Consider the following 26,595-nt stretch of genomic DNA (forward strand, 5'->3'; position numbering starts at 1 on the left):
GAAGTGAAGTGACGCGCATACAGTCTCCCTGCATCTTGGATCAGGCTTGCTCGACGCCCAGCGCGCGCAGCAGGCCGCGGGCCTTGTGGCGGGTTTCCTGCAGTTCGCGTTCCGGGTCGGAGTCGGCCACGATGCCGCCGCCGGCGCGGAAGCGCAGCTGCTGGCCTTGCTGCATAAAGGTACGGATCAGGATGTTCACGTCCAGCGTGCCGTCGCGGTTGAGGTAGCCCAGGCTGCCGGTGTAGGCACGGCGGGCGCTGTTTTCCAGCTCGCGGATGATCTGCATGGTGCGCACCTTGGGGCAGCCGGTGATGGTGCCGCCGGGGAACAGCGCACGGAATACTTCTACGGTATCCACGCCGTCACGGATGCGGCCGCGCACGTTGGATTCGATATGGTGCACATAGGCGTAGCTAGCCACCGCCATCAGCTCGTTCACCTCCACGGTACCGGGCTGGCAGATGCGGCCAAGGTCGTTGCGCTCCAGGTCGATCAGCATCACGTGCTCGGCGCGTTCCTTGATGCTGCTGATCAGGCGCTGCTTCAGCGCGGCGTCTTCGGCGGCGTCGGGCGAGCGCGGGTGGGTACCGGCAATCGGGCGGGTATCCACCCAGCCGTCGTGCACGCGCACCAGGCGCTCCGGTGACGAGCTGACGATGTAGGCATCGCCCAGGTCGGCCAGCGCCGAGAATGGCGCCGGGTTGGCACGGCGCAGCGCGGCAAACAGGTCTACCGGGCGCACGCTGTGGTGCAGGGTGGCGCGCCAGCCGCGCGAGATGTTCACCTGGAACACGTCGCCTTCGTAGATATAGTCCTTCAGCCGCACCACGGCGTCGGTGTACCAGTGCGGCGGGTCTTCTTCCAGCGCCTCTAGCTGCACCGGGTTGGCCGCAAAGACCGGCACAGCCTGCAGCGCGGCTTTCAGCTCAGCCAGCTGGGCAGCGGTTTCTGCCATCAGCCAACAACGGCCGCTGGCGCGGTCCAGCTGGATGGCTGCCGGAATGCGGCACAGCGCGGCCAACGGAAAGCTGTCCGGGATAGCGGCCGGCACGCTGGGTTCAAACTCGGACAACAGGTCGTAGCCCAGGTAGACAAACCAGCCGCCGCTGAACGGCAGGCCGTGCGGGTTGGCCACCGCCGCCTCGCGCGGCAGCGCACGCACCGCCTGCAGGAACGCCGCGCCCTCGCCTTCGCCGTAAACGTGGCGCTGGCCGGGCAGGGCCATCAGGATGTCCCAGCCGATATCGCCGGACGACTGCATCAGGTAAGGGAAACGGGCGCGATCGGCGGCGTGCAAGGCCAGCAGGTCGGGTGTGGAAGCGAGCAGTTCGTAATGCATGGGTGGTGGGCGCCGCCATGACGGCAGCCGCAAAAGAAAAAGACCGCGCGAGTTTATCGCAGCGGTCTTGGGTGTCAACGTCGCCTGAGCGAGGTGTGGCTTTTACACGCGCTTGAACACCAGGGTACCGTTGGTACCGCCAAAGCCGAACGAGTTGGAGATCGCCACGTCGATCTTCAGGTCGCGCGCGGTGTTGGCGCAGTAGTCCAGGTCGCAACCACCTTCGATGTCCTGCTCGTGCAGGTTGATGGTGGGCGGGGAAACCTGGTTGTGCACGGCCAGAATGGAGTAGATGGCTTCTACACCGCCGGCGCCGCCCAACAGGTGGCCGGTCATCGACTTGGTGGAATTCACTACCAGCTTCTTGGCGTGGTCGCCGAAGGCAATCTTCAGCGCGTTGGTTTCGTTGGCGTCACCCAGCGGGGTGGAAGTGCCGTGCGCGTTCACGTACTGCACCTGGTCGGCGTTCAGGCCGGCGTCACGCAGCGCGTTCAGCACGCCGCGGGCCGGGCCGTCGGCGTTAGGCGCAGTAATGTGGTGCGCGTCGGAGCTCATGCCGAAACCGGCCAGCTCGGCGTAAATCTTGGCGCCGCGCTTCACGGCGTGTTCGTACTCTTCCAGCACGATCACACCGGCGCCCTCGCCCATCACGAAACCGTCACGGCCCTTGTCCCACGGACGGGAGGCAGTAGCCGGGTCGTCGTTACGGGTAGACAGCGCCTTCATGGCAGCAAAGCCACCAACGGCCAGGCTGCTGATAGTGCTTTCGGCACCACCAGCAATCATTACGTCGGCGTCGCCGTACTGAATGATGCGGGCAGCGTCACCGATGCAGTGCGCACCGGTGGTGCAGGCAGACACGATCGCATAGCTGGGGCCTTGGTAACCCTTCAGGATGGATACGTGACCGGAAATCATGTTGATCAGCGAACCCGGGATGAAGAACGGGCCGATCTTGCGGATGCCGCCTTCGTGGCGGGCCACGCCGGTTTCCTCGATCAGCGGCAGACCGCCGATGCCGGAACCGATATTGACGCCCACGCGGGTCTTGTCCAGGTCAGCCACGTCGTCCAGACCGGAATCGGCCACAGCTTGCAGCGCGGCAGCGATACCGAAGTGGATGAACGTGTCCATGCGACGCGCATCCTTGGGCGAAATGTACTGGCTGACGTCAAAATCCTTGACCTCGCCGGCCACCTGGCAGGCGATATCGCTGGCATCAAAGCGGGTAATGTTGCCGATGCCACTCTTGCCGGCCAGGAGATTGGCCCAGGCGGTGCTCACATCGTTGCCAACCGGGGACACGTGTCCGAGGCCGGTCACTACTACTCTGCGTTTTGACACAGGGTATCTCCGTGAAAAAAGGGAGCGGGCTCCCGATAGTCCCGAAACGGTTTGCGCATACAGTAAATCAAACGCGCGTTTCAGGGCCACTACAGCAAAAAGACCCCTGCGGGCGAGCAAATGCCACCAGCAGAGGTCCAGGCAATCCCGGAAAGGATTACTTGTTCAGGTGAGCTGTTACGTAGTCAACAGCCTGCTTAACGGTGGTGATTTTCTCGGCCTCTTCGTCCGGGATCTCGCACTCGAATTCTTCTTCCAGTGCCATTACCAGCTCGACGGTGTCCAGAGAGTCAGCGCCCAGATCGTCCACGAAGGAGGAGTCGATTTTGACTTCGGCTTCGTTCACGCCCAGTTGTTCGGCAACGATCTTCTTAACGCGCGCTTCGATGTTTTCCATTTGTTTAAACCCTTTACCTTTCTGTGCTCGGGATAACAAAACCCCGCCATTCTACAAAAAAAAACCGGTGTAGCCTACCTGAGCCGGCGATTCTTGCCGAATTACCTTGCCGGCAGGCCCTTTGTTACGTTTTATGGCGCCGGAAATGTTGCATCCGGCACCAATGCGGCCAACCCGAAGGCCGGCCTTGTCATCACGGCATCAGCATACCGCCATTCACGTGCAGTGTCTGGCCGGTGATGTAGGAAGCCTTGTCGGACGCCAGGAACAGCACGGCGTCGGCGATGTCTTGCGCGTCGCCCAGACGGCCCAGGGCGATCTGGCCAACCAGCACATCACGCTGCTCTTGCGGCAGCGCGCGGGTCATGTCGGTATCGATAAAGCCCGGCGCCACGCAGTTCACGGTAATGCCGCGGCTGCCCACTTCGCGCGCCATGGACTTGGTAAAGCCCATGATGCCGGCCTTGGCCGCTGCGTAGTTGGTCTGCCCGGCGTTACCCATCGCGCCCACCACGGAAGCGATGTTGATGATGCGGCCGCTGCGGGCCTTCATCATGGCGCGCAGTACGGCTTTGGAGGCCTTGAACACCGACTTCAGGTTGGTGTCCATGATGGCGTCCCAGTCGTCGTCCTTCATGCGCATCAGCAGGCCGTCACGGGTAATGCCGGCGTTGTTCACCAGGATGGCCACGTCGCCGTGCTCCTTGGCGATGGCGTCGATCAGCGCGTCGATGGCACCGTCTTCACCCACGTTCAGCACCATGCCCACACCGCCCCACTGCGCCAGGCGTTCGCCAATGGCGGCAGCGCCGGATTCGGACGTGGCGGTACCGATCACCTTGGCGCCGGCGGCAGCCAGGGTATCGGCAATGGCAGCACCAATGCCACGGGACGCGCCAGTGACCAGCGCTACTTTACCTTGCAAGCTCATGTTTCTCTCCTGCAGTTGGCCGCATGCGGCCAACCAGCTTTGATCGTTACGCCAGTTCGGCGCGGGCCGCGTCCAGCTTGGCGGCGTCGGTCAGCGCGTGGCAGTTGACGTTGCCGTCAATGCGCTTGGCGAGGCCAGCCAGCACCTTGCCCGGGCCGCACTCGGCCATCAGCACGATACCGTCGGCAGCCAGTTTCTGGATGGTTTCGGTCCAGCGCACCGGGCAGTACAGCTGACGGGTCAGCGCGTCGCGGATCTGTGCCGCATCGCTGTAGCTGGCCACGTCGGCGTTATGCAGCACCGGGATCTGCGGGGCCTTGATCTCTACACTGGCCAGCGCAGCGGCCAGACGCTCGGCTGCCGGCTTCATCAGCGAGCAGTGCGAGGGCACCGACACCGGCAGCGGCAGCGCACGCTTGGCGCCACGCTCCTTGCACAAGGCCATCGCGCGTTCTACGGCAGCCTTGCTGCCGGCGATCACTACCTGGCCGGGCGAATTGAAGTTCACCGGCTCGACCACCTCGCCCTGTGCTGCGTCGGCACACGCGGCGCGGATGTCGTCGTCGGACAGGTTCAGAATGGCGGCCATGGCGCCTTCGCCGGCCGGTACCGCTTCCTGCATCGCCTGCGCACGCAGGCGCACCAGGCGGATGGCGTCGACAAAGTCCAGGCTCCCGGCAGCCACCAGGGCGCTGTATTCGCCCAGGCTGTGGCCTGCCACGGTAGCCGGTACCGCACCGCCTTGCGCCAGCCAGGCACGGTAGGTGGCCACACCGGCGGCCAGCATCAGCGGCTGGGTGTTGACGGTAGCGTTGATCGCATCGGCACTGTCGGCCTGCAGCATGGCCCACAGGTCTTCACCCAGGGCGGCCGAGGCTTCGTCGAATGTCTGTTTAACCACCGGCAGGTCGGCAAAGCCGTCCATCATGTTGAGGCTTTGCGAGCCCTGACCGGGAAAGAGAAAGGCAAACGCCATTTTGGGGTCTCCTTTTGAAACGGGGGGAATGATGACTGCTTGGCGCAATTAATGCAAAGAAAACACTCAAACGCTCGTATGATCACCGACGTTCGCCGTGCTTTGCCGACATTCATTGATGAAGCGCAACACGGCTGCCCGGCGATCACGCCAGGCAGCCGGCCTCGATCAGAAGCGCAGCAGCAGCGCGCCCCAGGCAAAACCGCCGCCAATGCCTTCCATCAGCACGGTCTGGCCGCGCTGGATCTTGCCCTGGCGCACGGCATGGTCGAACGCCAGCGGAATGGACGCCGCCGAGGTATTGCCCTGCTCCGGCAAGGTGACGATGACTTTGTCCATCGACAGTTGCAGGTGCTTGGCGGTGGCTTCGATGATGCGGATATTGGCCTGGTGCGGCACCAGCCAGTCCACGCTGTCTTGCGGCACGCCGGCCTCGGCCAGGGTTTTCTCCGCAATGTCGGACAGCGCCTTCACCGCAAACTTGAACACCGCCGGGCCATCCATGTGCAGGTAAGGCGTACCTTCCACCTCGCCGTCGATGATTTGCGCTTCGGTCTTCAGGATGTCGCGGTAGCGGCCGTCTGCGGCCAACTTGGCGTGCAGGATGCCCGGCTCGTCGCTGGCCCCCACCACCACGGCGCCGGCGCCATCGCCAAACAGCACGCAGGTGCGGCGATCGTCCCAGTCCAGCAGGCGGCTCATCACTTCGGCGCCCACCACCAGCACGTTTTTGGCCATGCCGCTCTTGATGTAACCGTTAGCTGTGGCCAGCGCGTACACGAAGCCGGCGCAAACGGCCTGCACGTCAAACGCGGGCACGCCCGGAATGCCCAGCTTTTCCTGCAGGATGCTGGCGGTACTGGGGAATACCATATCGGGCGTGGTGGTGGCCAGGATGATCAGGTCGATATCGCTGGCTTGCAAGCCGGCGCTTTCCAGCGCGCGCTGCGCGGCGAGGTAGGCCAGATCGCTGGTTTTCTGATTATCTGCTGCGATGTGGCGCGCACGAATACCAGTGCGAGAGACAATCCACTCGTCACTGGTTTCGATGCGCTCGGCCAGCATCGCATTCGTCATGATGGTGTCCGGCAGGTAGCTGCCGGTACCGAGAATGCGTGAATAGGTCATGAGCTAACTTTAAGCTTCAGACTCGGAACGCTTGAGATGTTGTAGTTGGGAAGCGACCCGGTCTGCGATGTGACCAATCACATTGGCGCGGACTTCCTCGCAAGCCTGCTCCAATGCAATACGGAATCCCAGCGCGTCGGTGCCGCCGTGGCTTTTCACCACAATCCCCCGCAGGCCCAGAAAACTGGCACCGTTGTAGTGACGGGGATCAACACGGGCCTTGAACCGCTTGAGCACCGGCATGGCCGCCAGGGCGCACAGCTTGGTCCACCACGTGCTGGCAAACTCTTCGCGCAGGAAGGTAGCAATCATGTGCGCCAGCCCCTCGGATGCTTTCAGCGCAACGTTGCCGGTAAAACCGTCGCAGACTACCACATCCACTGTCGATTTGAAGATGTCGTTGCCTTCGACGTTACCGTGAAAATTGAGACCGGACTCACGCAGCAGCTCGGCTGCGCGCTTGATGGAATCTGTACCCTTGATATCTTCCGAGCCGATGTTCAGCAGGCCCACTGTCGGGTTGGGCTTGTGCGTCAGGCTGGAAGCCAGTTCGGAACCCATGATGCCGAATTGCACCAGCTGCTCTGGCGAGCATTCGACGTTAGCGCCCAAGTCCAGCACGCAGGTGCTGCCCTTGATGCCTGGCATCATCTTGGCGATGGCCGGACGGTCGATACCGGGGATGGTTTTAAGAACAAACTTGGCTGTGGCCATCAGCGCACCGGTGTTACCAGCGGAAACGGCAGCCTGGGCTTGACCTTCTTTGACGAGGTTAATCGCCACCCGCATTGACGAGTCTTTCTTGTTCTTCAACGCCAGCTGCGGCGATTCGTCCATGCCAACCACTTCGGTTGCATGATGAACGCGCACGCGCGAGCGCAAAGACACGGGAAGGTCAGTCAGTTCGGCTTCGATGGCCGTACTGTCGCCTACCAGAATCAGAGCAATGTCGGGAATGTCTTGGAGGAAACGGATAGATGCCGGGACGGTGACCTTGAGGCCAACGTCACCGCCCATTGCATCGACCGCTACGGTGATAGTCATCAACGTGAAACGGTAGTCTACCTACCTGTAGTTATGAAGGTAAGGATGAAGCGGGAGCGAATTACTCGCCTTTGGCCTTCACAACCTGGCGGCCACGGTAGAAGCCGTTCGGGCTGATGTGGTGACGCAGGTGGGTTTCACCGGTGGTCGGCTCTTTAGCGAGCGACGGAGCGGTCAGAAAATCGTGTGCGCGGTGCATGCCACGTTTGGACGGGGACTTTTTGTTCTGTTGAACAGCCATGGTCGACTCCTAAGAAATACAAGTAAAAGTTCAGGACCCGGATTTCTTAAGCGTTGCCAGTACCGCAAAAGGGTTCGGCTTGTCAGCCTTGGCGCGCTCCAGATGCTCCGTACCGCAATCGTCGTGTTTCGCCGACAGCGGCAAGCCCATAATGATTTCGTCTTCGATCAGCGCAGTCACGTCGAATGTTTCTTCGGCCAAGATGGCGTCCAGTTCGTCGTCGGCGTCTACGGCGGCTTCGAGCTTCTCTTCGCTGACAAACAGCGTGATCACCCCTTCGCTCACCAGCGTCTGCGGCATGGCCGCCAGACAACGCTGACAATTCACCTCGACATCGGCTTCCACGCGGTAACGCAACGACGGACGCCGCAAGCGGTCAATAAAACCACTTACGGTGTAACGGGCTGCGCCGGCCGTGGTAGCCAGCACCTCGTGCACGCGTACATCCATTGCCGCAATGGTGCGCTCGCCTTCCAGCGAAGCACCGTCGCGGGCAAACGCGAGCGGATCAATCAAAATCGGGTTAGACATAAACACCAGATGATATAATCGCCGCCACTATTTTGTCAAAGCAATCAGGACTTAACCCGCAACCCACTGCCGGCAGCCGTTGCGAATGCGCCCGGCCGCCGCCCCATCTGGCGTACCCACCATGCAGATTGTGCTTGCTTCTACCTCGCCCTACCGCCGCGACATCGTGGCGCGCCTGGGCCTGCCCCTCATTACTGCCGCTCCGGTCTGCGACGAAACGCCGCTACCGGAAGAAACCGCACTGCAAACCGCCGTGCGTCTGGCACGCACCAAGGCCATGTCGCTGGCTAGCCAGTACCCGGACGCGCTGATCATCGGCGGCGACCAGGTGGCCCTGCTGGACGGCCGCCAGATCGGCAAGCCCGGCAGCTTTGAAAACGGCGTGAAGATGTTGCAATGGATGAGCGGCCGCACCGTGGTGTTCCATTCGGCGCTGGCACTGTACAACAGCCGCAGCGGCCAGCTGCAAGAAGATGTCGGCATCACCAAGGTAACGCTGCGCACGCTCACCGAGCAGCAGATCCGCAACTACCTCAACCGAGAACCGGACGCATTGCACTGCGCCGGCAGTGCCAAGAGCGAAACCCTGGGTGGTGCGCTGATGCAAAAAGTGGAGGCCGACGACCCCAACTCGCTGATCGGTGTACCGCTGTTCGCGCTGGTGACCATGCTACAAAACGAAGGCGTGGAGATTCTGTAATGGCCGGCACCCTGTATCTGATCCCCACCCCGCTGGGCGATGGCGACACCCCATGGCTGCCGGAAGGCGAACGCGCCCGCGTCACCCACCTCACCCACTTTGTGGTGGAAGCCGAAAAAACCGCGCGCAAACACCTGAAGCAGCTGGGCGTCACCACGCCCATCCGCGAGCTGGTGATGCACACGCTGAACGAGCACACCAAGCCGGCCGACGTGGCCGCGCTGCTGGCACCGTTGGCCGCAGGGCAAGACCTGGGCCTGGTATCCGAAGCCGGCTGCCCGGCGGTAGCCGACCCCGGCGCACAGCTGGTGGCGCTGGCCCACGAAAAAGGCTACCGCGTCGAGCCGCTGATCGGCCCGTCGTCCATCCTGCTGGCGATGATGGCCAGTGGCGCCAACGGCCAGTGCTTTGCCTTCCACGGTTACCTGCCGGTGGATGCCGCCGAACGTGCCAAGGCCATCAAGGCACTGGAGCTGCGCTCGAAGCAAAACAACGAAACGCAGCTGTTCATCGAAACGCCGTACCGCAACAACGCGCTGCTGCAACAGCTGCGCGAAACGCTGGCCGGCAGCACCCGCCTGTGCGTGGCCGCCGACCTGACCGCACCGACGCAAACCATCGTCAGCCGTCAGGTAAAAGACTGGCCGCGCGAAGCGCCGGACTTCCACAAGCGCCCGGCCATCTTCGTTATTCACGCCTGAGCGCACACCACCGTGCAGCACGCCAGACGCTGCACGGTGGCACAAGCAGACCGCAGGCAAGCTATGATGAAACGGTTGTATAACCGGTTTGCATCTGCCTGCCCGCCATGCCCGACACCCTGCACCGCCATCTTCTGCCCAAACTGCAGCAGCTGTACCAGCACAGCGAGCTACTGGTGGCGTTGTTCGATAGCAGCGATACGCTGCGTTACGCCAACCCGGCCTTTCGCCGCACCTACCACCTGGCCAAGAACAGTTACCCCAGCTGGGTACAGCTGATGCGCGACAACTATGCCAACGGCACCGGCACCGTCATCCAGACCGACAATTTTGACAACTGGCTGAGCTCGGCACTGAGCCGGCGCGGCAAGCAGGCTTATCGCATACTGGAAACCGACCTGCACGACGGGCGCTGGCTGCTGATGACCGAAACGGTGGACGAAACCGGCTGGATGCTATGTACGGCGGTGGATATCAGCGAACTGGCAACACGCGGCCGCAGCCTGCGTACAGCACGCGACCAGGCACTGCGTGCGGCTAGCACCGACGCGCTCACAGGCCTGAGCAACCGCCGCCACATCCTGGCCTTGTTGGAGGCACTGCTGCCCAAAGCCGGCCAGCACTGCATCGCCATCGTGGACATTGATTACTTCAAGCGCATCAACGATCAGCACGGTCACCCGTTCGGCGACCTGGTACTGGTGGACTTCGCCCGTCACCTGCAAGGCCAGCTGCGGCGCAGCGATGGGGTTGGCCGCCTGGGCGGCGAAGAGTTCATGCTGATCCTGCCGGACACGCCGCTGCCGCAAGCCAGCCTGGTGCTGGGCAATCTGCTGGCCTGCCTGCAACTACCGCGCCACATTGGCGAGCAGGTAGCGTTCCGCTACCAGTTTTCCGGCGGCATCACCCGCTTGTTGCCAGATGACACCGTTCAAAGTGCCTACCACCGCGCCGACCAGGCGCTGTACCGCGCCAAGCAGAGCGGCCGCAACCGCGTCGAGCTGGGCTGACGCCCGGCCTCATGCGGCCGGCTGGCGCAAAGCGCGGGCTACCGCGGCCTGCCGCTCGTCATCCAGCCGCCCCGCCGCCAGCACCAGCGTCGCTTCGCCCAGCGCGCAGTACAAGGCATCTTCCGCCGCCGTCATTACCGCGCGGTGTCGTACCAGGGTACCCGCATCGCCGCGCACAATCGGCCCGGTCAGTGCCGCTGCCGGCCCCAACGCCAGACTGTTGGCCAGCGTTTTCTGCATCAAGTCGCCAATTACCGCCTGTGCCTGCTCGGGCACCATGCCTGCCGTGGCAGACAGCTGCAGCGCCAGCTGGTGCACGGTCACCAGATAATTGGACGCCACCGCCAGCGCCGCGTGGTAGGCCGCCTTGCCACCCGGCGCCAACAGGAAAGGTTGGCCGCCAATGGCGCGTGCCAACGCCTGCAACGGAGCAAACGCCCGCGTATCGCCCTCCAGCGCGCAGCGGGTACCGGCAAAACCCTGTACCGACCGCGCCGGGTCGGCAAACGAGAACGCCGGGTGCCAGCTGGCACAGTACAGCCCCTGCGCGGCAAGCGGGGCCAGCAACGCCGCTTCGCCGGCACCACTGGCGTGAAACACCACCTGCCCCGGCTGCAAACGGCCAACCTTGGCCAGCGCCGTTGCCACACTGGCGATATCACCATCCGGCACCGCCAGCAGGGTAAGCTCCGCCGGCGCCACCTGATGCAAGGCGGTATGCGGCTTGCCGGCCCCGATAAAGGCGCACGCCGCCTCGGCAGCCGCCACACTGCGGCACAACACGCTGCCAATGCCATAGCCGGCCTGCTGCGCCAGCCGGCCCAGCGTTTGCCCCAGGCGCCCGGCGCCAATAATGTTCAATGTCTGCATGGCTTCCTTTCTTGACATCCCCCTGCCCCGCCGCCACGATGAGCCGGCGCGGCCCACGCCGCCGCCCGCTTACGAAAGGGAAAGCAATGCCGATGTTTCTGTTCATGGCCGCGCTGGCCGTCCTGTTCTTCTACGGGGTAATGCTCTACAACAGCCTGGTGCGGCTGAAGCACGAGGTCACCCGCTGCTGGGCCAATATCGACGTCCTGCTGAAACAGCGCCACGACGAGCTACCGAAACTGGTAGACGTGTGCCGCCACTATAGCCAATTCGAGCAAGACACCCTGACGCGGGTGATGGAAGCCCGCGCCATGCTGTCGGAAGCAGCACGCAGCGCCAACGTTGGCCGCATCGGCGAGCTGGAAGGCCAGCTGCGCGGCCTCACTGGCCAGATTTTTGCTGTAGCCGAAGCCTACCCGGCGTTAAAAGCTGACGAGCAGTTCAGCCACCTGGCACAGCGCATCACCCAACTGGAAGACGGCATCGCCGACCGTCGCGAACTGTATAACGAAGCCGTGAACCTCAACAACGTGCGCATCGAACAGTTTCCCGACGTGATCGTCGCCAGCCTGTTCAGTTTCCGCCCGGCAAAACCGCTACGCTTCAGCGAAGCCGAAAAGCGTGACGTTGATGTTCGTGCCCTTTTTCAACGCTAGCCGGCTGGCCAGCGGCTGGGCCGGCCTGCTGCTGTACCTGCCGGCGTGGCCACTGTGGCTGGCCAGCCGCGACAGTTGGCCGCAAGCAATTCCGGCGGCCGTGGGTGCGCTGGCACTATGGCAATGGTGGCGCCAACACCGCCGCTACCGCTTTGTCGCCGACACGCCCACCGGCCGCTGCCACAACCCGGTACAGGGTTACGGCGAATACCACGGCCAGGCCCGCGCCTGCGGCGGCCAACCTTTGCTCACCCCTTACGGCCAGATGCGCTGCGTGTGGTACCACGCCAGCCGCCAGCAGCGAGACGACCGCCGCCAGCCTGCCGTCAGCGCGCGGCACCTCAGCAGCGACAGCGCCTTCCTGCTGCAAGATACAGTAGGTCAACTGGTGATCGAACCTGCGGGCGCAAGCGTGGAAGCGCTGCACCACCGGCAATGGGAAGATCGCGACTATCAATACCGCGAAAGCTGGATTGCCGACGGCGACCCGCTGTACGCACTGGGCAGCCTGGTCACCCTGGCCGGCGCACCCGACCGCCAGGCCTGGCGCGAGGACCTGCAGCTACTGTTGAACGACTGGAAAGCCGATCAGGCCGCGCTGCTGCAACGCTTCGACCGCGACGGCAACGGTGCGCTGGACGCCGACGAATGGGAAGCCGCACGCCAGGCCGCCGCACACAGCATCGACCGCCAGCACCGCGAGCTGGCCGCCACCCCGCCCAGCCACCATCTGCAAAAACCGGCAGACGGCCGCCCCTTCCTGCTGAGCTGGCGCACACCCGCTGCCCTGGCGCAGCGGCTGCGGCGGCTGGCCTGGAGCCACGCCGCCGTAGCCGTGCTGGCCGGCTACTGGCTGGCGCGGCTGGCTTAACGCCGCGGCAAGGTAGCGATGCGCGCCACCGCTTCGGCCAGACGTTCTACCCCGGTGGTGTACGCCACCCGCACGTAACGGCCGGCCTGATGGGCACCAAAATCCGCTCCTGGCGTAATCGCCACCTGCACCTCGTCCAGCACGCGCTGACAATAAGCAAAGCTATCGTCGGTCACCGCTGACACGTCGGCATACACATAAAATGCCCCGTCCGGCTGCGCCGGCACACGCCAACCCAGCTGTGGCAGCGCCTGCAGCAGATAATCGCGGCGGCGGCCAAACTCGGCGCGGCGCGCCTCCAGCTCGGCCAGCACCGCCGGCTGGAATGCGGCCAACGCTGCGTACTGCGCTGCCGCTGGCGCGCACAGAAACAGGTTCTGCGCCAACCGCAACGCCGGTTCCACATACGCATCCGGCACCACCAGCCAGCCCAGGCGCCAGCCGGTCATCTGGAAATATTTGGAGAAACTGTTGATCACGAAGGCGTCGTCCGCCAGCGCCAGCGCACTGAACGGTGCCTGCCCGTAGCAAAGGCCCTGGTAAATCTCGTCCACAATCAGCGCCCCGCCGCGGGTGCGGCACACGGCGGCCAACGCTGCCACCTCGTCCGCCGTCAGCATGGTGCCGGTCGGGTTGGCCGGCGTCGCCACCATCGCCGCCACGGTATTGGCCTGCCAGTGCGCGTCGGCATCGGCCGCCAGCAACTGGAAGCGGCTGGCCGCATCCACCGCCACCGCCTGCGGCTGGCCGCCCAGCAGGCTGACAAAATGACGGTTGCACGGGTAAGTGGGGTCGGCCATCAACACGCCATCGCCCTCGTCCACCAGCAAGGACAGCGCAATCTGCAAGGCCCCGGACGCACCGGGGGTTACGATGATGCGCTGCGGCGCCACCGTCACGCCAAACTGGCTGGCGTAATGCCCGGCAATCGCCTCGCGCAGTTGCGGCAAGCCCTGCGCCGCTGTATAGAAGGTGTGCCCGGCGGCCAACGCGGCCCGGCCGGCATCCACAATCGCCTGCGGCGTGGCGAAATCCGGCTCGCCGATTTCAAGGTGAATCACGTCGTGCCCGGCGGCCTGCAAGGCACGGGCTTTTTCCAGGATGGCCATCACCTGAAACGGGGCGATGGCATCCAGCCGTCTGGAGAGTTTCACTGCTGCTGTCCCTTTGCTTGTGCGGGCCTGTACGGCCTCTATCGAACTGGCAGTATGCCGCAGCCGCCGCACAGCCGGCAGGCTTGATAAAAAAATGCATGCACAGCTGTTGACAGGCTCAACAAGCCTACCTATACTTCGCAGCCTACTGAGTCGGAGAGGTGGCAGAGTGGTCGAATGTACCTGACTCGAAATCAGGCGTACGTGCGAGCGTACCGAGGGTTCGAATCCCTCCCTCTCCGCCAGTACACACTTGATAAAGTGTTGATTTAAAAGGCAATTTTGTATTTTACCGGCCACAAAAAATCAACGCAACTATCAAAGTTAATATCAAATAAGCGATGCTACCGTGCATCGCTTTTTTGCTTTTAGCCCCACCACACGGATTGCGCACTGTCCGACGCTGCAGGCTGCCAAAGTTTTACGCTCCTCGATCCAGGCTGTTTGCCGGTGATAACGTAAAAACGCCACCGTCCCTACTACTGGCTACGGCCCGGCACCACGCGCAGCCATCCTCCTTGCCCGTCTTGGGCACTCCCTGTGAATTTCGCCTTACTTGCCACATTGCGGGCAGGTGCCGCTGCGCCTTTTCCATCCGGATCAGGAGCTTCACCATGACTACCCCAACTTCTCTGCAGCCTTTGTTCAAACGCGTCGCCCAGCAAGACCGCCACGACGATCTGCTGGCCGTGATCGCCACCCTCAGCAGCAAACCTTTAGACACCGTGTACCAGCAGGCCGAAACACTGGGCATGCCCAAAGTCGGCCCGTTTTATCCGTGGCTGGACGAAACCTTGCTTGGCAAGCTGTTGGCCGCCAACAACCTGAAAGGCGGCGCATGGAAGCCGTGCACCAGCTACACGGAGCTGCCAGAAATCGCCATTGTGATGACTGACTATCACACCGACTGGGAGGTAGGCCGGTGCGTGCTCTACCACCGCAACACGGGCCAGGACGGCAAATCGGCCCAGCCTTACGTGATCGACCCCTACCCGCACGCTGACCCCAAGCTGTACCTGCGCAGCGGTGTGGGTAATATCGCCAAGCTGCGGCCTGCTTGGTATATCGGGGTCACCGAGTTGTATCGCGATGCCAAAGGCTAAGGACGGTGCACCATGCTGCTTGAAGACTTGTACTTCCAGCAGCTGCACCGCATCGAGCTGGTGGAGCCGTGGCGTCTCGATAACGGGACGCCCGGCCTGCTAGCCGGTGCCGTGTTGCTGCACTTCGAGAATGGGATGTTGGCGTGCTGGTCGCCGCTGCGTTACGGCATGCGGCCAACCGGTACTGCGCTGGGTATCGCGGCTAATGGTGTGCTGACTTCGCCAGGCTACAGGCTGAGCGTGCTGCCAACTGAGGCAGGCGATAAACGGTTCGACCTTTCCTTGCCCCGCCACTGCATCAGCGGCCACGCACTGAAAGACCTGCTGGGCACCGATACCGCCCCCAGATTGATGCTGGCAAACATGGTGCTAGACGAAGCCATGATTACCTTGCGGCTGCGTTTGGGCTTAGGTCAAAACAGCACGTGGCAGCTGGCCTACTTTCCGGCACTGGATGGTAGCGTCAGCTTCAGCCCACAGGGCCATACACTTACGATACGCACTTGGCGCGTTGAAAACGCCGACTCTCCCGCTAGCTGGTTACTGCCAGAAAGTCCTTATCCCTTCGTCTTGGCTGGCCGCCTCTGGCCATCCGCCCATCCCAACCACTGGCCATTGGCTTTACGCAAAGCTTGGCAATCACAGCCAGACAGCACCGCCTACCGCACTATCCTGCACGAAGCCCTGATCGCACGCTTCCAACAGCATGATCAGCTCAGGCAACGTTTGCTCACTATGCAGCTGCCGGAATCGGTCAAAGGACTGCCGGAAGGATTGCTAGTCGAAGTGATCGCGGCACTCAGGACTTGGCAGCGACAGATTGGGCAGCTTTGACCAATGCCCGCGACACTAACTAGCCATACAAGCCATTCGGAACGGCACAACGCCTTAGCCAGGGTTATGCGACTGCTGCCCTTACTACCACTAAAGAGCAGTTTCGAGGTCGATTATGAAGCTGCAGACCCGGATGTACTGGTGGAGATCGCCGAGCAAGGAGAAGTGGTACTGCAGCATCTGGCGAAAGGCTTGTGTGCTGTGGGCAGCTGCTTGGCCTATGCGGCCAACGCGGCGGAGAGCGAGCCGGACCGCATTTTTGTTGTGGAACTCGGAAGGCTGACTGCCGAGCTATCCGAGCTGGTATCGACACTTCTGCCACTGGTGCAAGCATGCCGATTTAACACTGTGGATTATCTAGCCCACAAAGACGAGCTTACCAAGCAAGCCATCTTCTAGGTCCTGCAAAGGTGCGTCACTCACATCTCAAAGGCAATCAAAACTACTCGGGCTGCTGATCGAGGTCTGCAACTAACTCGCTCATGGTTACGCCAAGTGCCAAAGCTAGTCTCTCGATATTGCAGATTGAAATGTTGCGCAAAGCTCGTTCAACGGAGCTGACATAGTTGGGATGCAATGAGGCAAGCTCTGCCAGCTTCTCCTGCGTCAGCTTTTTTTCCAGCCTGATACGCCTGAGGTTCTTGGCAAAGATCACTTTTGCGTTGCATTTATCGGAAGAGTTGGGCATCCCCGGAGTCTTTGTTAACCCAACCCAAAGTTCCACACACTTTGAGTTCAGTCCGATACACTCGTCTTAAAACCAAACCCAAAGTGTTAGAACAGGAGAAAACCATGTATCACTTCAATAGACTGATTTCACTCGCTGTTTGCAGTGCAGCTATCTTGCTCACGGCCTGCAGCAACAAGCCGGGGGATGCTGACATCCAGCAAGACCTAGCGGCCACTTACGAATGCCCGATTCTGCAAGTGTCGGATGTGAAGAAGGTGGATGGTGCAGAAGTTGACGGCAAGGTGTATGAAGTAGCGTTTACCTACACCGTCAGCATCAAAGGCGGTGCCGAAGCAGCCGGCAAGATGTTTGCCGAATGGAGCCATCTGGATGCACAGATGCACCCCACACAGCTGGCATTGGAGAAAGCACAGTTCGACGCTGATACTCGCATCGCCAATGGTCAAGCTAGCGGCGACCGCAATGCAGACCCGGAAGTCAGAAGACTCACCGAAGCCAAAGACCAGCTGGTTAACCGCATCAACGCCCTAGTGCCCTGCCAAACCCAAGAAGCCCTCACCCGCTTGCTCATCATGCGCGGCACAGCAGAAGAAGCTGCCAAATCTGACCAAAGCCAGATTGCAGTGCCAGTAGCGATCAAAGTGCGCGGCAACGGACATATGGGCAAAGCAGAAAGCGGCTGGCATTTTGTAGATACCCCAGCCCTGAGTACCGTGGAAGTCGTCACCGAAACAGCCACCTACCCTCGCTTCAAACAGGCAGAAGCACCCGCCACCGCACAGCCATCTGCTGCTGAGCTAGACCCGCCACCTGCACAGCTAGCCAGCATTGCCGCTACGCCTGCGGATGCGATGAGCACCACAGATGGCAGCCCCAGCTTTGACTGCGCCAAAGCCAGCACCACCGTAGAGAAGATGATCTGCGCCAACCCGAAGTTGGCCGCAGCAGATAGAGATACTGCAGCAGCCTATAAGGCAAAGCTGGCGGCAAGTGCGGATAAAAATGGATTGAAACAGCAGCAGGCGAACTGGCGCAGTACAGTGCGGGATATCTGTACAGATGCGGACTGCTTGGAGGGTTCTTACAAGCAAAGGCTGGCGGAGTTGCGTTAGTAGGTCATACAGTAGGTCCGGAGCTCGGCCAAAGCAGACGTTCAACTAGCAAATGGGCGGTACCCGCTTACCGATTAAAAGCGGACACAGATGTATCTGATAAACGTAGAGCGATTCATCTCCATTTAATACCCTATGATGAGTGGGTTGATGTTTCTCTATCTGGAAGAAAATGCAGGCAATGGCAAGAACTGATGAAATTTTCTGTGCGCTACAAGTATGGACACCTGAATTGACTGAGAGCTTTCAATCGCGGGCATAACTAGGATCAGAGCCCTCTATCAAATGGTTCAACAAATCAGAGTAGTCATCGCAACTGGAGTCTCTGATTCACTCTCACTGTGGCACCTCGATGCCGCTAATGGTAAAGGGCATCCATTCCATTAACAAAGCCTACCTGACGCAAAAAGCCCACTCAACTGAGTGGGCTTTTTTTACATCATATAATTCAACATCACTACTGAATCATATACTCGCCATCATTGAAAACAGTAAGGCAACTTTCATCCAAGCCCAACACAGCCATATCAGCAACAGGAATACTAGTAGCAATAATAACCTGTCCTTTTACCGAAAACTTTTCCTTTGATTTTTTCAGCAAAGCGATGAAACTTTCATGACTTGCCTCATGCTGTCTAGGCTCATCAAAAACAACAAACCCCCCATGCTTAACCGCATCAAACTCCACACCAAGCTCCATCAATGCTAATGTATATGCCCAAATAATTCTAATAGAGTCACTCGCAGAGATGTCAGCCACAATGTCAAATCCATCCAACTCAGGACGAAAAGTTTGACTGGAAATATCAAGGGCATGGATGTTCATGTTTTTATATGAAAAATCTTGCAGATTGGCAATTAAGCGCGACTTCAATGCATCAAAAATTTCTTTTGAGACCCCACCCAAGTCAGACTTCATTGCAATCTCAAGTGATTCAAATTTTAAAGAATGCTCTTTAAACACCCTCTCAGCATTAGCATTTAACTTATCCCGCTGTGAAATTATTTTCTGAAGCTCTCTTTCCAAGAATCTCAACTCAGCAACTTCTTTTATTTCACTTCCGAAAGCATCTAAATATTTTCTCTCTTCATCTTTAAACGAACCGATTAAAGCTTCCACTTTCTCCAATTCACTTTGCATTGATCGCTCTTGAACAATGCCAGCCCTTAACTCTTCATTATTCCGGCTACTGATAGCATCATAGAATTTTTTCTGATCTTCCAAGTATGCAATATTTTGATCTATGGTCATGGGTTCATAACCATCTTCAACTGGTATAAAACTCTCTTGCAATTTGGTGTCACATACTGGACAATTTTTCGTCTCAAAATTAATGCCATTTTTAGCGCCAACACTAATCAACCGACGAAGCTGCTTATATCTATCAAGGTCATTTTCGATAGATATAAGTTTTCTATTTATTTTTCTAGTTGTAGCCTCGATGTTGTTGTTTTTTTCTGAAAGTGCAAATATTTTTTCCGATATTAACTGTCGCTCTGTTATCGCGACCTCCAATTCACGCCCAAAACTCCAGCCCTGCAAACTCTGATCAATCTTCCTAATTCTTCTCTGCAAGTTTGATAAATATTCCCCAATCGTAACTCTATCGCCATTGCTAACATGATACAAAACACCGAGACGAACATAATTATCAGAATCTATATCGCAATCAAAATTCACCAACAGTCCGTTCAAATCACCCAATGTCTTAAAAGATGACTTAATGCTTTCCCACTGCGTTTCAAGTTGTCTTATTTCAACTTTGTATTTTTCAACATCACCACGACGACTAAAATCAGAAACGCCAAGACAAAACTCAAGTGCAGTTCTTTTGAGATTTTTTATCTTATAATAAAGTGGCGCATTGGCTTGTATTTCAGACCACCCTCTTTTTTGTTCGATAAAAAACAAAGGGAAAATGCATTCTAAATACAAAGGTGAAAGACTGCCATCGAATCTTGGGACCATCGGCAAATTCCAACCAATAAATTTTGCCAACCAGTTATGAAAACCCAGCTCACTAATAGCAGAGCCAACCGATCCTGCCGACTTCAAGAAAAAATCTTGAGCCTCACCATTAGAAACAACCGTTATTTTGTCAGGATTGCCCTTTACCTCTCGCCGCAAACAAACAATATCGCCATTCTTGTTAGATACTTCCAAGTCAACAAATGACCCAACAACAAAAAAACCTTGTTCATTATTGTTGTTTTTATTCTTATTCAAAAAAATTGCATTTGTAATTGCAGCAGGAAACGGGGCCCTTCTGCCTGGCCCTAATATAGATTCCAAGCCTAAAGCATATGCAATTGAATTGACAAAGGTAGACTTACCAGAGGAGTTTTCAGCACGAATAACATTCAAACCATCATTAAACGGAATATTTACAGAAAAATTCTTATTTTTCGTAATCACATTTATTGAAAGCCTCAGCAATTTCAAACCAAGCATATCACCCCCAAATAATAGATTTAACCACTTTGTCGGTTAGTTTAGATTTTATGTCTTGCAAAAATTCTCGCTCAGCCGATGCCACATCTACCTTTTCAGCCAATTCAATCAAGGACTTACCCATTGGCATCAACTCAATACGCCCACTATCGGACATAGAAAAGTAGCCTTTTGCAATGCCGATCTGAATAGCTCTGTCAACATTACTATCAGGCATCACTTTAGGTGATTCGTCAGAATATCCAAAAAGAAAATCTTTATATTCATGCCACCTAGCTGGCCTCAAAACCATCCAACTACCCGCTCTTATTTTTGCTGTTGGCAAGCCGATACCATCCGAACTTAATAGTTTGATACACAAGCATAGCATCAACAATCGCCATAGTGGCCGATTTTCAATTGGCACCTCATAACCAGCGTCACTGATTACAATGCGAACACTACCATTCATATCATTCATGATAATATAAAATCCATTTTACATTCAGCAATCCATTTAGAAACAAAGCCGATTGAGAATTTCTCAGAATTCTGCATAGATATTTTTTGTCTCAGACTGCTGACATTAGCTCTGTTCTTTTTTAACAAATCCATCACAAGCTCTGCAGGATCTTCCTTTGAAAAAAACGCATTTGTTTTTAATATGCTCAAATTGGCAGCAACCATTTCCGATATTTCTTTATGCAGCTCAGGAAACTCTTCCCTGTATGCCACAATCAAATCCTCCAACACCAAATAGTCACCAATCAAGCTATCAACCATAGCGTCAGGGGATGGCGCAATTTTCCCACACTTCCTAATTAAATTGTCATGGAAATTAGTATTTATAGACTTCCACTGGTCTTTTTCTTCTTGAGTAATTTCACGAACAGGGAAGTCAATTGTACTTTCGATAAGAATTCTAGCCTTGTGCTTCTCCAATGGATAAGCATCATCACTTTCAATTCTCACTTTAAAATTATTCTTATTTATAAATGACGGCGCCTTCTTCAAGAATGATTTTGTTTTTGCATTACAATAACTTATCAAATCTTTACTGCGCACACTAGGGATTAACAATAACCATTGTGTAATAACCAACCCATCGAGCAACAAACTTATTCCACTCTCATTTTTAATCAATTTATTAAGATCATCATTAATTTTCTTTTTGACCCTCAGTTTGTAATCTTCCATGCTACACGAAGGATCTGGAAAGTAGCATTGGAATAATGTCCCATCATTCGCAAAAAACTCTAGTCCATGATCGCCACGATCTGCATGAGGAACGGAAGTAAAAGATCTAACACCATAGTGTATTCTTAAAATCTTCTCGCAATAATCTTCCCAAGCAGTTCCATCCATTGCATCCTTAAAAGAAGAACTCATATTCAACCCCTGCAAATAATTTAAATATTATCAATTAACTGATTTTATCAATAGCGGCAGGCTTGGCAGGAATTTTTGCATTCAATTTATTAATTGTTGCCATTGCTAACTCTTGCATATTAATTTAAAATGCATCTTTTAAAGCCATTGAAAATCACACTGTGCAGATATCCTATCTGCCATTTCAATTTTGTTGCCACTGCTTTTCTGGCAATGTTGTCAGATATGGACTCAACGCTTTCAAAATTAGTGATGTTTGCAGCTGGCTATGGATGTTTTGCAGACTCTCTGACCAAATGTCCAGCAGGCACCAATAGAAATTATGTCATAGTCATAAAAGAGGGCCGACCCGGCAAAGGCATTCCATCGCTGGATGCTCCATGTGCTAGCACAAAATCATAATTCCAACGATTATATTGCCTCGTCATCACAACTGTCTTCGAATGTAACAAAATTTAACGGCCAAGCATTGATGACTGCCCGAAGGTTGGTCGCATGTTTTGGTCTGGGTCGAACTGCGATCCGCAACTACGCCCGCGAACACGCCTCGCAGCTACTCGAAATCACCTACTACTCACAGCTCATCGGCGAAGCGCAACGCCTCTTCCGCTTCGATATTTGCAGTCCCCCCGATACACCATCATGTAACTAGCCCTCCCTCACCGTCTGGACTCAGGCTGGTACCCTACAGCTGACACAATGTATCTCGCCCACCTTCGCCACCCAGGCCATGCCTACCGTGCGTCGCTACTTGTACGCCGCAGCCCATGTCCCAGCACAGCCCGACACCACGCTGAAAACCTTGGTCACAAACCCTGATGGCAGCCGCCTGCTGCTCAGCACAGATCACCACGGCAACATCCAGTCCGAACTAGTACCGCTGGACGCCTTCCTACAACAAACTCGGTATCTTCCGCTTCGCCACCGGCCTGATGTACCTGGCCAGCATCAAGTCGCTGGTATGCCCGGTTTGCTCTCGAATCTGCCACGGCTGTAGGCCGGCGATGGCGGCTTGGGTGCAGTAGCCTGCCCGCAAGCTGTGGCCACTCACTTGGCTGGGGTCGCCACCCGCCTTCTTCACCGCCTCTTTCAGTATTAGCGCCACGGACTGGGCGCTAAGCGGTGTGGTGGACACGTTCTCGTGGCGGTCTACCGCCCGGAACAGCCAGCCGTCTTTAATCCCGGCTACTTCGCGGTAGTGCTTTAGGGCCAGCACCGGGCAACGGTTACCGCCCGCATATGGAATAAAGCACGTGCGGCCAACGCCTTCTTGGTCTGTTTTGGACCTTCTCAGCAGTATCTCCAGCCCGTCCGGGTACTCCGTCACGTCCTCACACCGCAATGCCACCAGCTCCGAGCGCCGTAGTGCAGCCGCCCAGCCAACCAGTATCAAGGCCTGGTCACGGGCTGCTCGTATTGGCCGTTGATCACCCAGCGCGAACAGGACCTCCAGCAAGTCATCGCGCACCAAGGCTTTGACGCGGCGCTGCCGTTTGCCAAAGGTACGCCGGATGCCCTGCATGGTGCGCTTCACCAAATCGTGCTTTACCGGCGATGGGTAGCCTTGGTCAATGTGCGCCTTATGGATGGCCACCAGCCTGCGCTCTAGCGTAGCCACAGCCAGTTTGCCGGCCACTGCCACCAGGTACTGCACCAATTGCTCAGGCGTGGCCGGGATACTGCCACCAGCGCGGCAGAAGTACCGCACATCATTGGCATACTCCCGTTTCGTTGAAAGGGACTGCGCTGCCGCCATCAACTCTTCGGCCGTATAGGCAGGCTGGGCAAGGCTTTCATCTGTTGTATCCACCTGCTGCTCGGTGGTCAAAATCACGTTTTTCATGGCTTTGTCATCAATTCGAATGTTATGTTTGCGTTAGTCAGCGCATCGCAATAAAGCGGCACGCTGGCCGCTGACTGGCTAGTACTCGCAAGGGAACAGCAAAGTGGTGACGCTGCGGTCGGCTTCGGTAATAACCCAGACGCGCTTGCCGGCCATCTGATAGCTGGAAAAGATGCGCAAGCTGTTCTTCACGGCAAAGTCGTTTTCGGCGGCATCTTCGGGCGGCACATCACCCCAGTCGCCGTACTGGTGACGTTGCAGGAATGACTTGGCGTCGAACAGATTGGCCGTCAGGTGATCGAACACGCCGCGAGTAGCGACAACACTGCCGAGCGAAAAGAGTGGTGAGGATTGGGGATGCTTGGTTTGCATGGCTGGCTCCTTGAAAGGTTGGCCGCCGTGCGGCACCGGCTGCAGAAATGCAAAAAGCCAAGACGCGTGAACGTCTTGGCTTGTGGAGATGCGGTAACCGCTTGGCGGCATGGCAAAAGCTGCCGCAGCTTCAAGCTACCAGGCGGTTAGCCACAGGGCGATGGCGGTGTGACTTTGGTGAAGGCAAGCGAGAGTGTCCGCTCATTGCCAAGAACGACCACTGAAATCAAGCACAGATATAGTCTGTGCAATGCGGCGCTCAGCCATCCCTAGAGCTGGCCTTGTAGCAAAACAGAATCTGGTTACTAGGTGGCTAGCCACTCTACTCCGACTCAGTACATCTTGAGCAGGTACCTTCAGACGAAATGCGAGCTGCTCACTGCTACAGCAAGAGTGTGTTGGATTGTTAAGCTGCGCACAGGAGTGTTAACGATTGTTGCAAGCCATCTTCAAGTATGTAAATGCGAATTATTATGGCGTGATTGTAGCCAGCCAGTTGCCAGTAGCCCATCGGTTCCGTGTAGCAAGCCAGCCAAATCTAGCACCCACATAATAAGGAACGTTGAGATGGCTTTCATTAGCAGCCGGAAGCACGATGTGCCTGCTCAGGCCCACCGAACTGCGTTGTTATCCGCACTGATGCTGACTTTGCCTGCTGCCGCGTCGGCAGCGGATGCCGCTGTTGAAAATGCAGCAGACGCCGTGTTGCCCACGGTGAAGGTTGAGGCTGCCCCGGTCAAACCTGCTTACAAGACAGAATCGTCCGCTTCGAGCAAATTCACCGCTCCGCTGCTGGATACGCCCAAAACCGTCACCATCATCCCTGCCGAGGTGATTCAGCAAACCGCTGCGGCTACCCTGGCAGAGGCTTTGCGGGCTACCCCGGGTATCACCATGGGTTCCGGCGAAGGCGGTAACCCGATTGGCGACAATATCTACATCCGTGGCTTCATGTCGCAGAGTGATACCTTCATCGATGGTGTCCGCGATACGGGCTCCCAATCGCGCGAAGTGTTCAACCTGGAGCAAGTGGAAGTCAACAAGGGCCCGAGCTCTGCCTACGGCGGGCGCGGCTCTGCGGGTGGTAGCGTCAATCTCATCAGCAAAGCACCCAAGCTGGAAGAGTTCACCCGTGGTTCGCTGGGTGTTGGCACCGATGATTACAAACGTGGCACGCTGGATATCAACCGTACACTGGATGACACCACCGCTATCCGCGTGAACGCGATGGCTTATGCCTCCGATGTGGCAGGGCGTGATGCTGTCAATATGAGCCGCTGGGGGATTGCACCCAGTATCGGCTTTGGCCTGGGCACGGATACCACGGTATTGCTCAGCTACTACCACATGCAATCCGATGACTTGCCGGATAGTGGCATCCCGTTTAACAACCCCTTCAGTTCCGGCACTAACGTTGCCAAGAACGGTGACGGCCAGCCGGTCAGCGTTGACCGCAACACCTTCTACGGCCTGGCTAACCGCGACTTTCACAAGACCGAAGCCGACATCGCCACGCTGGACGTCAAACACACTTTCGGCAGTGGCATGACGCTGCGCAACGTGGCGCGCTACGGCAAGACCAGTAACGACTATGTCTGGACCCAGCCCGATGACAGCAAGGGCAACGTGGTGCTGTACGGCAATGTCTGGCGTCGTGCCAATAGCCGCTTCACCGAGACCGAAACCGCCACCAACCAAACCAGCATTGACGGCAAGTTTGAACTGGGTGGTATCAAGCACAGCTATGTGCTGGGGCTGGAGCTAAGCCGCGAGGAAACCAATCGTGGCAGCTACGTCTTCTCCCCGGGGACCAACAACCTGCTTACCGGTAACACCACCTGCGCCACCGCGGGTGCGGCGACAGGTTACAACTGCACCTCCCTGAGCAACCCCAATTACAACGACCCCTGGGTTTACACCCGCAGCATTTCACCGGCTAGAACCAATGTCGTGACCGATACCAAGTCCTTGTACGGTTTCGACACCGCCGAGCTGAGCGAGCGTTGGTCGGTCAACGCTGGTCTGCGCTTTGATGACTACACGTCCAAGCTGCATACCCCTGCTTATGTTTCCGGTAGCACAACCACCGCAGCAGTGTCGGCCCGGAACCACAGCAGCTTCTGGAACTACCAAGCCGGCGTGGTGTACAAGCCCGCTCCGCAAGGTAGCGTGTACGCGTCGTATGGTACTGCTAGCACCCCGCCTGGCAATGATGGTGGCGATGGTCTGGATGGCTTGACCACAGCAGTACAGAACCTGGACCCGCAAGAAAGCCGCAACATCGAGCTGGGCGTGAAATGGGAGCTGTTCGACCGTACCCTGCAAGTGGCCGCGGCCGTATTCGATACTGACATGAAAAATGCGCGCGTGACATCTGCAGATGGCACCAGCCAGAACGTTGGCCGCAAGCGTGTCAAAGGCTATGAACTGTCTGCCAGCGGTAACCTGACGCGCAACTGGCAAGTGTTTGCCGGTTACACCCATCTGGATGCCCGCGTGGTGGATAACGGATATGTGAACGTTGGTACAACTGCCGCACCGGTGTATGTGGCATCGCCGTACAACGGTAATCAATTCCCGACCACACCGGAAGATAGCTTCAGCCTGTGGAATACCTACCAGCTTGCCCCGGGTGTCACCATCGGTGCGGGGGCAAACTATGTTTCCAAGGTATATGCCAACGTAAACAACACCAAGTGGGTACCGTCTTACTGGCGTTACGACGCGATGGCCAGCTACGTGGTGAACAAGCACACTACACTGCAGCTGAACATCCAGAACCTGACGGATGAGGTTTACTACAACGCGGTTTCTTCTCCGCATTACGCCAATATCGCACCGGGCCGCTCTGCAACATTAACGGCCAACTTCACGTACTAAGACATCACTAGGCCATTGCGCCTTAACCGCTTATCCAGCGGCAAAAC

At 57.4% G+C, this 26,595-nt stretch carries 27 protein-coding genes and 1 tRNA gene; 11 read left to right on the forward strand and 17 right to left on the reverse strand.

Going from position 1 to position 26,595, the window contains the following annotated elements; all coding sequences use genetic code 11:
- Positions 1–40 precede the first annotated feature (40 nt).
- From ACK4FZ_RS11410 to ACK4FZ_RS11450, 9 genes are all read right to left on the reverse strand, one after another.
- A complete protein-coding gene (locus tag ACK4FZ_RS11410; protein ID WP_409820954.1) occupies positions 41–1,339 on the reverse strand; it encodes an aminodeoxychorismate synthase component I in 1,299 nt (432 codons plus the stop codon).
- Between the two features lie 102 nt (positions 1,340–1,441).
- Complete coding sequence (gene fabF, locus ACK4FZ_RS11415; RefSeq protein ID WP_409820957.1) at positions 1,442–2,683, reverse strand: beta-ketoacyl-ACP synthase II; 1,242 nt, start codon at positions 2,681–2,683, stop codon at positions 1,442–1,444.
- 157 nt (positions 2,684–2,840) lie between these two features.
- The gene (acpP, locus tag ACK4FZ_RS11420) at positions 2,841–3,080 is read right to left on the reverse strand and encodes an acyl carrier protein (protein WP_017509934.1); all 240 of its coding nucleotides are present in this window, start codon (positions 3,078–3,080) and stop codon (positions 2,841–2,843) included.
- Between the two features lie 193 nt (positions 3,081–3,273).
- Positions 3,274–4,011 carry a 3-oxoacyl-ACP reductase FabG gene (fabG, locus tag ACK4FZ_RS11425; protein WP_409820960.1) on the reverse strand — a complete coding sequence of 246 codons (738 nt, stop codon included), beginning with the start codon at positions 4,009–4,011 and terminating at the stop codon, positions 3,274–3,276.
- A 46-nt stretch (positions 4,012–4,057) separates the two neighbouring features.
- Positions 4,058–4,987 carry an ACP S-malonyltransferase gene (fabD, locus tag ACK4FZ_RS11430; protein WP_409820962.1) on the reverse strand — a complete coding sequence of 310 codons (930 nt, stop codon included), beginning with the start codon at positions 4,985–4,987 and terminating at the stop codon, positions 4,058–4,060.
- Between the two features lie 168 nt (positions 4,988–5,155).
- Positions 5,156–6,115: a beta-ketoacyl-ACP synthase III gene (locus tag ACK4FZ_RS11435; RefSeq protein ID WP_144371163.1), complete on the reverse strand. Its 960-nt coding sequence runs from the start codon at positions 6,113–6,115 to the stop codon at positions 5,156–5,158.
- Between the two features lie 9 nt (positions 6,116–6,124).
- Positions 6,125–7,159: a phosphate acyltransferase PlsX gene (gene plsX / locus ACK4FZ_RS11440; protein WP_409820965.1), complete on the reverse strand. Its 1,035-nt coding sequence runs from the start codon at positions 7,157–7,159 to the stop codon at positions 6,125–6,127.
- Positions 7,160–7,220: 61 nt separating this feature from the next.
- Positions 7,221–7,400: a 50S ribosomal protein L32 gene (rpmF, locus tag ACK4FZ_RS11445; RefSeq protein WP_017509929.1), complete on the reverse strand. Its 180-nt coding sequence runs from the start codon at positions 7,398–7,400 to the stop codon at positions 7,221–7,223.
- 30 nt (positions 7,401–7,430) lie between these two features.
- The gene (locus tag ACK4FZ_RS11450; RefSeq protein WP_409820969.1) at positions 7,431–7,931 is read right to left on the reverse strand and encodes a YceD family protein; all 501 of its coding nucleotides are present in this window, start codon (positions 7,929–7,931) and stop codon (positions 7,431–7,433) included.
- 121 nt (positions 7,932–8,052) lie between these two features.
- On the opposite strand from ACK4FZ_RS11450, the gene ACK4FZ_RS11455 reads away from it, so the two are divergent.
- The 3 genes from ACK4FZ_RS11455 to ACK4FZ_RS11465 all read left to right on the forward strand — a co-directional run bounded on the left by ACK4FZ_RS11455 (position 8,053) and on the right by ACK4FZ_RS11465 (position 10,342).
- Positions 8,053–8,631, forward strand: a complete 579-nt coding sequence (locus tag ACK4FZ_RS11455; protein WP_409820972.1) for a Maf family protein — start codon at positions 8,053–8,055, stop codon at positions 8,629–8,631.
- On the forward strand, positions 8,631–9,332 hold the full coding sequence (locus tag ACK4FZ_RS11460; RefSeq protein WP_409820975.1) for an SAM-dependent methyltransferase: 702 nt from the start codon (positions 8,631–8,633) through the stop codon (positions 9,330–9,332). Before ACK4FZ_RS11455 ends, ACK4FZ_RS11460 begins: the two co-directional genes overlap by 1 nt.
- A gap of 107 nt (positions 9,333–9,439) precedes the next feature.
- Positions 9,440–10,342 (forward strand): GGDEF domain-containing protein, encoded by a 903-nt coding sequence (locus ACK4FZ_RS11465; RefSeq protein WP_409820977.1) that lies wholly within the window; start codon positions 9,440–9,442, stop codon positions 10,340–10,342.
- Between the two features lie 9 nt (positions 10,343–10,351).
- Here the strand turns inward: ACK4FZ_RS11465 and ACK4FZ_RS11470 are convergent, their stop codons facing one another.
- Entirely contained in the window at positions 10,352–11,212 is an 861-nt protein-coding gene (locus ACK4FZ_RS11470) for a Rossmann-like and DUF2520 domain-containing protein (protein ID WP_409820980.1), read from the reverse strand.
- Positions 11,213–11,298: 86 nt separating this feature from the next.
- Between ACK4FZ_RS11470 and ACK4FZ_RS11475 the strand changes: the two genes are divergently transcribed.
- On the forward strand, positions 11,299–11,868 hold the full coding sequence (locus tag ACK4FZ_RS11475) for a LemA family protein (protein WP_409820984.1): 570 nt from the start codon (positions 11,299–11,301) through the stop codon (positions 11,866–11,868).
- A complete protein-coding gene (locus ACK4FZ_RS11480) occupies positions 11,834–12,739 on the forward strand; it encodes a hypothetical protein (RefSeq protein WP_409820987.1) in 906 nt (301 codons plus the stop codon). Before ACK4FZ_RS11475 ends, ACK4FZ_RS11480 begins: the two co-directional genes overlap by 35 nt.
- On the opposite strand, the gene ACK4FZ_RS11485 is transcribed toward ACK4FZ_RS11480, so the two are convergent.
- Entirely contained in the window at positions 12,736–13,893 is a 1,158-nt protein-coding gene (locus ACK4FZ_RS11485; RefSeq protein ID WP_409820990.1) for a pyridoxal phosphate-dependent aminotransferase, read from the reverse strand. The genes ACK4FZ_RS11480 and ACK4FZ_RS11485 overlap by 4 nt on opposite strands.
- A gap of 155 nt (positions 13,894–14,048) precedes the next feature.
- Between ACK4FZ_RS11485 and ACK4FZ_RS11490 the strand changes: the two genes are divergently transcribed.
- The 4 genes from ACK4FZ_RS11490 to ACK4FZ_RS11505 all read left to right on the forward strand — a co-directional run bounded on the left by ACK4FZ_RS11490 (position 14,049) and on the right by ACK4FZ_RS11505 (position 16,229).
- Positions 14,049–14,138 (forward strand) — tRNA-Ser (locus tag ACK4FZ_RS11490).
- 369 nt (positions 14,139–14,507) lie between these two features.
- Positions 14,508–14,996 (forward strand): hypothetical protein, encoded by a 489-nt coding sequence (locus ACK4FZ_RS11495; RefSeq protein WP_409820992.1) that lies wholly within the window; start codon positions 14,508–14,510, stop codon positions 14,994–14,996.
- A gap of 12 nt (positions 14,997–15,008) precedes the next feature.
- Positions 15,009–15,830, forward strand: a complete 822-nt coding sequence (locus ACK4FZ_RS11500; protein ID WP_409820994.1) for a hypothetical protein — start codon at positions 15,009–15,011, stop codon at positions 15,828–15,830.
- A 66-nt stretch (positions 15,831–15,896) separates the two neighbouring features.
- Positions 15,897–16,229, forward strand: a complete 333-nt coding sequence (locus ACK4FZ_RS11505; RefSeq protein WP_409820997.1) for a hypothetical protein — start codon at positions 15,897–15,899, stop codon at positions 16,227–16,229.
- A gap of 43 nt (positions 16,230–16,272) precedes the next feature.
- Here ACK4FZ_RS11505 and ACK4FZ_RS11510 read toward each other — a convergent pair whose 3' ends face one another.
- Positions 16,273–16,518 (reverse strand): helix-turn-helix domain-containing protein, encoded by a 246-nt coding sequence (locus ACK4FZ_RS11510; protein ID WP_409820999.1) that lies wholly within the window; start codon positions 16,516–16,518, stop codon positions 16,273–16,275.
- Positions 16,519–16,622: 104 nt separating this feature from the next.
- Between ACK4FZ_RS11510 and ACK4FZ_RS11515 the strand changes: the two genes are divergently transcribed.
- Positions 16,623–17,633 (forward strand): lysozyme inhibitor LprI family protein, encoded by a 1,011-nt coding sequence (locus ACK4FZ_RS11515; protein ID WP_409821002.1) that lies wholly within the window; start codon positions 16,623–16,625, stop codon positions 17,631–17,633.
- A gap of 457 nt (positions 17,634–18,090) precedes the next feature.
- Here ACK4FZ_RS11515 and ACK4FZ_RS11520 read toward each other — a convergent pair whose 3' ends face one another.
- The 5 genes from ACK4FZ_RS11520 to ACK4FZ_RS11540 all read right to left on the reverse strand — a co-directional run bounded on the left by ACK4FZ_RS11520 (position 18,091) and on the right by ACK4FZ_RS11540 (position 23,668).
- Positions 18,091–20,085, reverse strand: a complete 1,995-nt coding sequence (locus tag ACK4FZ_RS11520) for an AAA family ATPase (protein WP_409821005.1) — start codon at positions 20,083–20,085, stop codon at positions 18,091–18,093.
- A 1-nt stretch (position 20,086) separates the two neighbouring features.
- Positions 20,087–20,545: a hypothetical protein gene (locus ACK4FZ_RS11525; protein ID WP_409821008.1), complete on the reverse strand. Its 459-nt coding sequence runs from the start codon at positions 20,543–20,545 to the stop codon at positions 20,087–20,089.
- Complete coding sequence (locus tag ACK4FZ_RS11530) at positions 20,542–21,453, reverse strand: hypothetical protein (protein WP_409821010.1); 912 nt, start codon at positions 21,451–21,453, stop codon at positions 20,542–20,544. The genes ACK4FZ_RS11525 and ACK4FZ_RS11530 overlap by 4 nt, the downstream gene beginning before the upstream one ends.
- A gap of 892 nt (positions 21,454–22,345) precedes the next feature.
- Positions 22,346–23,296, reverse strand: a complete 951-nt coding sequence (locus tag ACK4FZ_RS11535) for a site-specific integrase (protein ID WP_409821013.1) — start codon at positions 23,294–23,296, stop codon at positions 22,346–22,348.
- 78 nt (positions 23,297–23,374) lie between these two features.
- Positions 23,375–23,668 carry a type I restriction endonuclease subunit M gene (locus ACK4FZ_RS11540; protein ID WP_409821015.1) on the reverse strand — a complete coding sequence of 98 codons (294 nt, stop codon included), beginning with the start codon at positions 23,666–23,668 and terminating at the stop codon, positions 23,375–23,377.
- A 639-nt stretch (positions 23,669–24,307) separates the two neighbouring features.
- Between ACK4FZ_RS11540 and ACK4FZ_RS11545 the strand changes: the two genes are divergently transcribed.
- Positions 24,308–26,548, forward strand: coding sequence for a TonB-dependent receptor (locus tag ACK4FZ_RS11545; RefSeq protein ID WP_409821017.1), 2,241 nt, complete (start codon positions 24,308–24,310; stop codon positions 26,546–26,548).
- The last annotated feature ends 47 nt before the right edge of the window (positions 26,549–26,595 follow it).

The sequence above is a fragment of the Vogesella sp. genome, from assembly GCF_046297735.1.
GTDB classification, from domain to species: domain Bacteria; phylum Pseudomonadota; class Gammaproteobacteria; order Burkholderiales; family Chromobacteriaceae; genus Vogesella; species Vogesella urethralis.

Coding starts and splice junctions, on each gene's coding strand:
- ACK4FZ_RS11410 (WP_409820954.1), bottom strand. CDS start 1,339: ATGCATTACGAACTGCTCGCTTCCACACCCGACCTGCTGGCCTTGCAC.
- acpP (WP_017509934.1), bottom strand. CDS start 3,080: ATGGAAAACATCGAAGCGCGCGTTAAGAAGATCGTTGCCGAACAACTG.
- fabG (WP_409820960.1), bottom strand. CDS start 4,011: ATGAGCTTGCAAGGTAAAGTAGCGCTGGTCACTGGCGCGTCCCGTGGC.
- fabD (WP_409820962.1), bottom strand. CDS start 4,987: ATGGCGTTTGCCTTTCTCTTTCCCGGTCAGGGCTCGCAAAGCCTCAAC.
- ACK4FZ_RS11435 (WP_144371163.1), bottom strand. CDS start 6,115: ATGACCTATTCACGCATTCTCGGTACCGGCAGCTACCTGCCGGACACC.
- plsX (WP_409820965.1), bottom strand. CDS start 7,159: ATGACTATCACCGTAGCGGTCGATGCAATGGGCGGTGACGTTGGCCTC.
- rpmF (WP_017509929.1), bottom strand. CDS start 7,400: ATGGCTGTTCAACAGAACAAAAAGTCCCCGTCCAAACGTGGCATGCAC.
- ACK4FZ_RS11450 (WP_409820969.1), bottom strand. CDS start 7,931: ATGTCTAACCCGATTTTGATTGATCCGCTCGCGTTTGCCCGCGACGGT.
- ACK4FZ_RS11455 (WP_409820972.1), top strand. CDS start 8,053: ATGCAGATTGTGCTTGCTTCTACCTCGCCCTACCGCCGCGACATCGTG.
- ACK4FZ_RS11460 (WP_409820975.1), top strand. CDS start 8,631: ATGGCCGGCACCCTGTATCTGATCCCCACCCCGCTGGGCGATGGCGAC.
- ACK4FZ_RS11465 (WP_409820977.1), top strand. CDS start 9,440: ATGCCCGACACCCTGCACCGCCATCTTCTGCCCAAACTGCAGCAGCTG.
- ACK4FZ_RS11470 (WP_409820980.1), bottom strand. CDS start 11,212: ATGCAGACATTGAACATTATTGGCGCCGGGCGCCTGGGGCAAACGCTG.
- ACK4FZ_RS11475 (WP_409820984.1), top strand. CDS start 11,299: ATGCCGATGTTTCTGTTCATGGCCGCGCTGGCCGTCCTGTTCTTCTAC.
- ACK4FZ_RS11495 (WP_409820992.1), top strand. CDS start 14,508: ATGACTACCCCAACTTCTCTGCAGCCTTTGTTCAAACGCGTCGCCCAG.
- ACK4FZ_RS11500 (WP_409820994.1), top strand. CDS start 15,009: ATGCTGCTTGAAGACTTGTACTTCCAGCAGCTGCACCGCATCGAGCTG.
- ACK4FZ_RS11505 (WP_409820997.1), top strand. CDS start 15,897: ATGCGACTGCTGCCCTTACTACCACTAAAGAGCAGTTTCGAGGTCGAT.
- ACK4FZ_RS11510 (WP_409820999.1), bottom strand. CDS start 16,518: ATGCCCAACTCTTCCGATAAATGCAACGCAAAAGTGATCTTTGCCAAG.
- ACK4FZ_RS11515 (WP_409821002.1), top strand. CDS start 16,623: ATGTATCACTTCAATAGACTGATTTCACTCGCTGTTTGCAGTGCAGCT.
- ACK4FZ_RS11520 (WP_409821005.1), bottom strand. CDS start 20,085: ATGCTTGGTTTGAAATTGCTGAGGCTTTCAATAAATGTGATTACGAAA.
- ACK4FZ_RS11525 (WP_409821008.1), bottom strand. CDS start 20,545: ATGAATGATATGAATGGTAGTGTTCGCATTGTAATCAGTGACGCTGGT.
- ACK4FZ_RS11530 (WP_409821010.1), bottom strand. CDS start 21,453: ATGAGTTCTTCTTTTAAGGATGCAATGGATGGAACTGCTTGGGAAGAT.
- ACK4FZ_RS11535 (WP_409821013.1), bottom strand. CDS start 23,296: ATGAAAAACGTGATTTTGACCACCGAGCAGCAGGTGGATACAACAGAT.
- ACK4FZ_RS11540 (WP_409821015.1), bottom strand. CDS start 23,668: ATGCAAACCAAGCATCCCCAATCCTCACCACTCTTTTCGCTCGGCAGT.
- ACK4FZ_RS11545 (WP_409821017.1), top strand. CDS start 24,308: ATGCTGACTTTGCCTGCTGCCGCGTCGGCAGCGGATGCCGCTGTTGAA.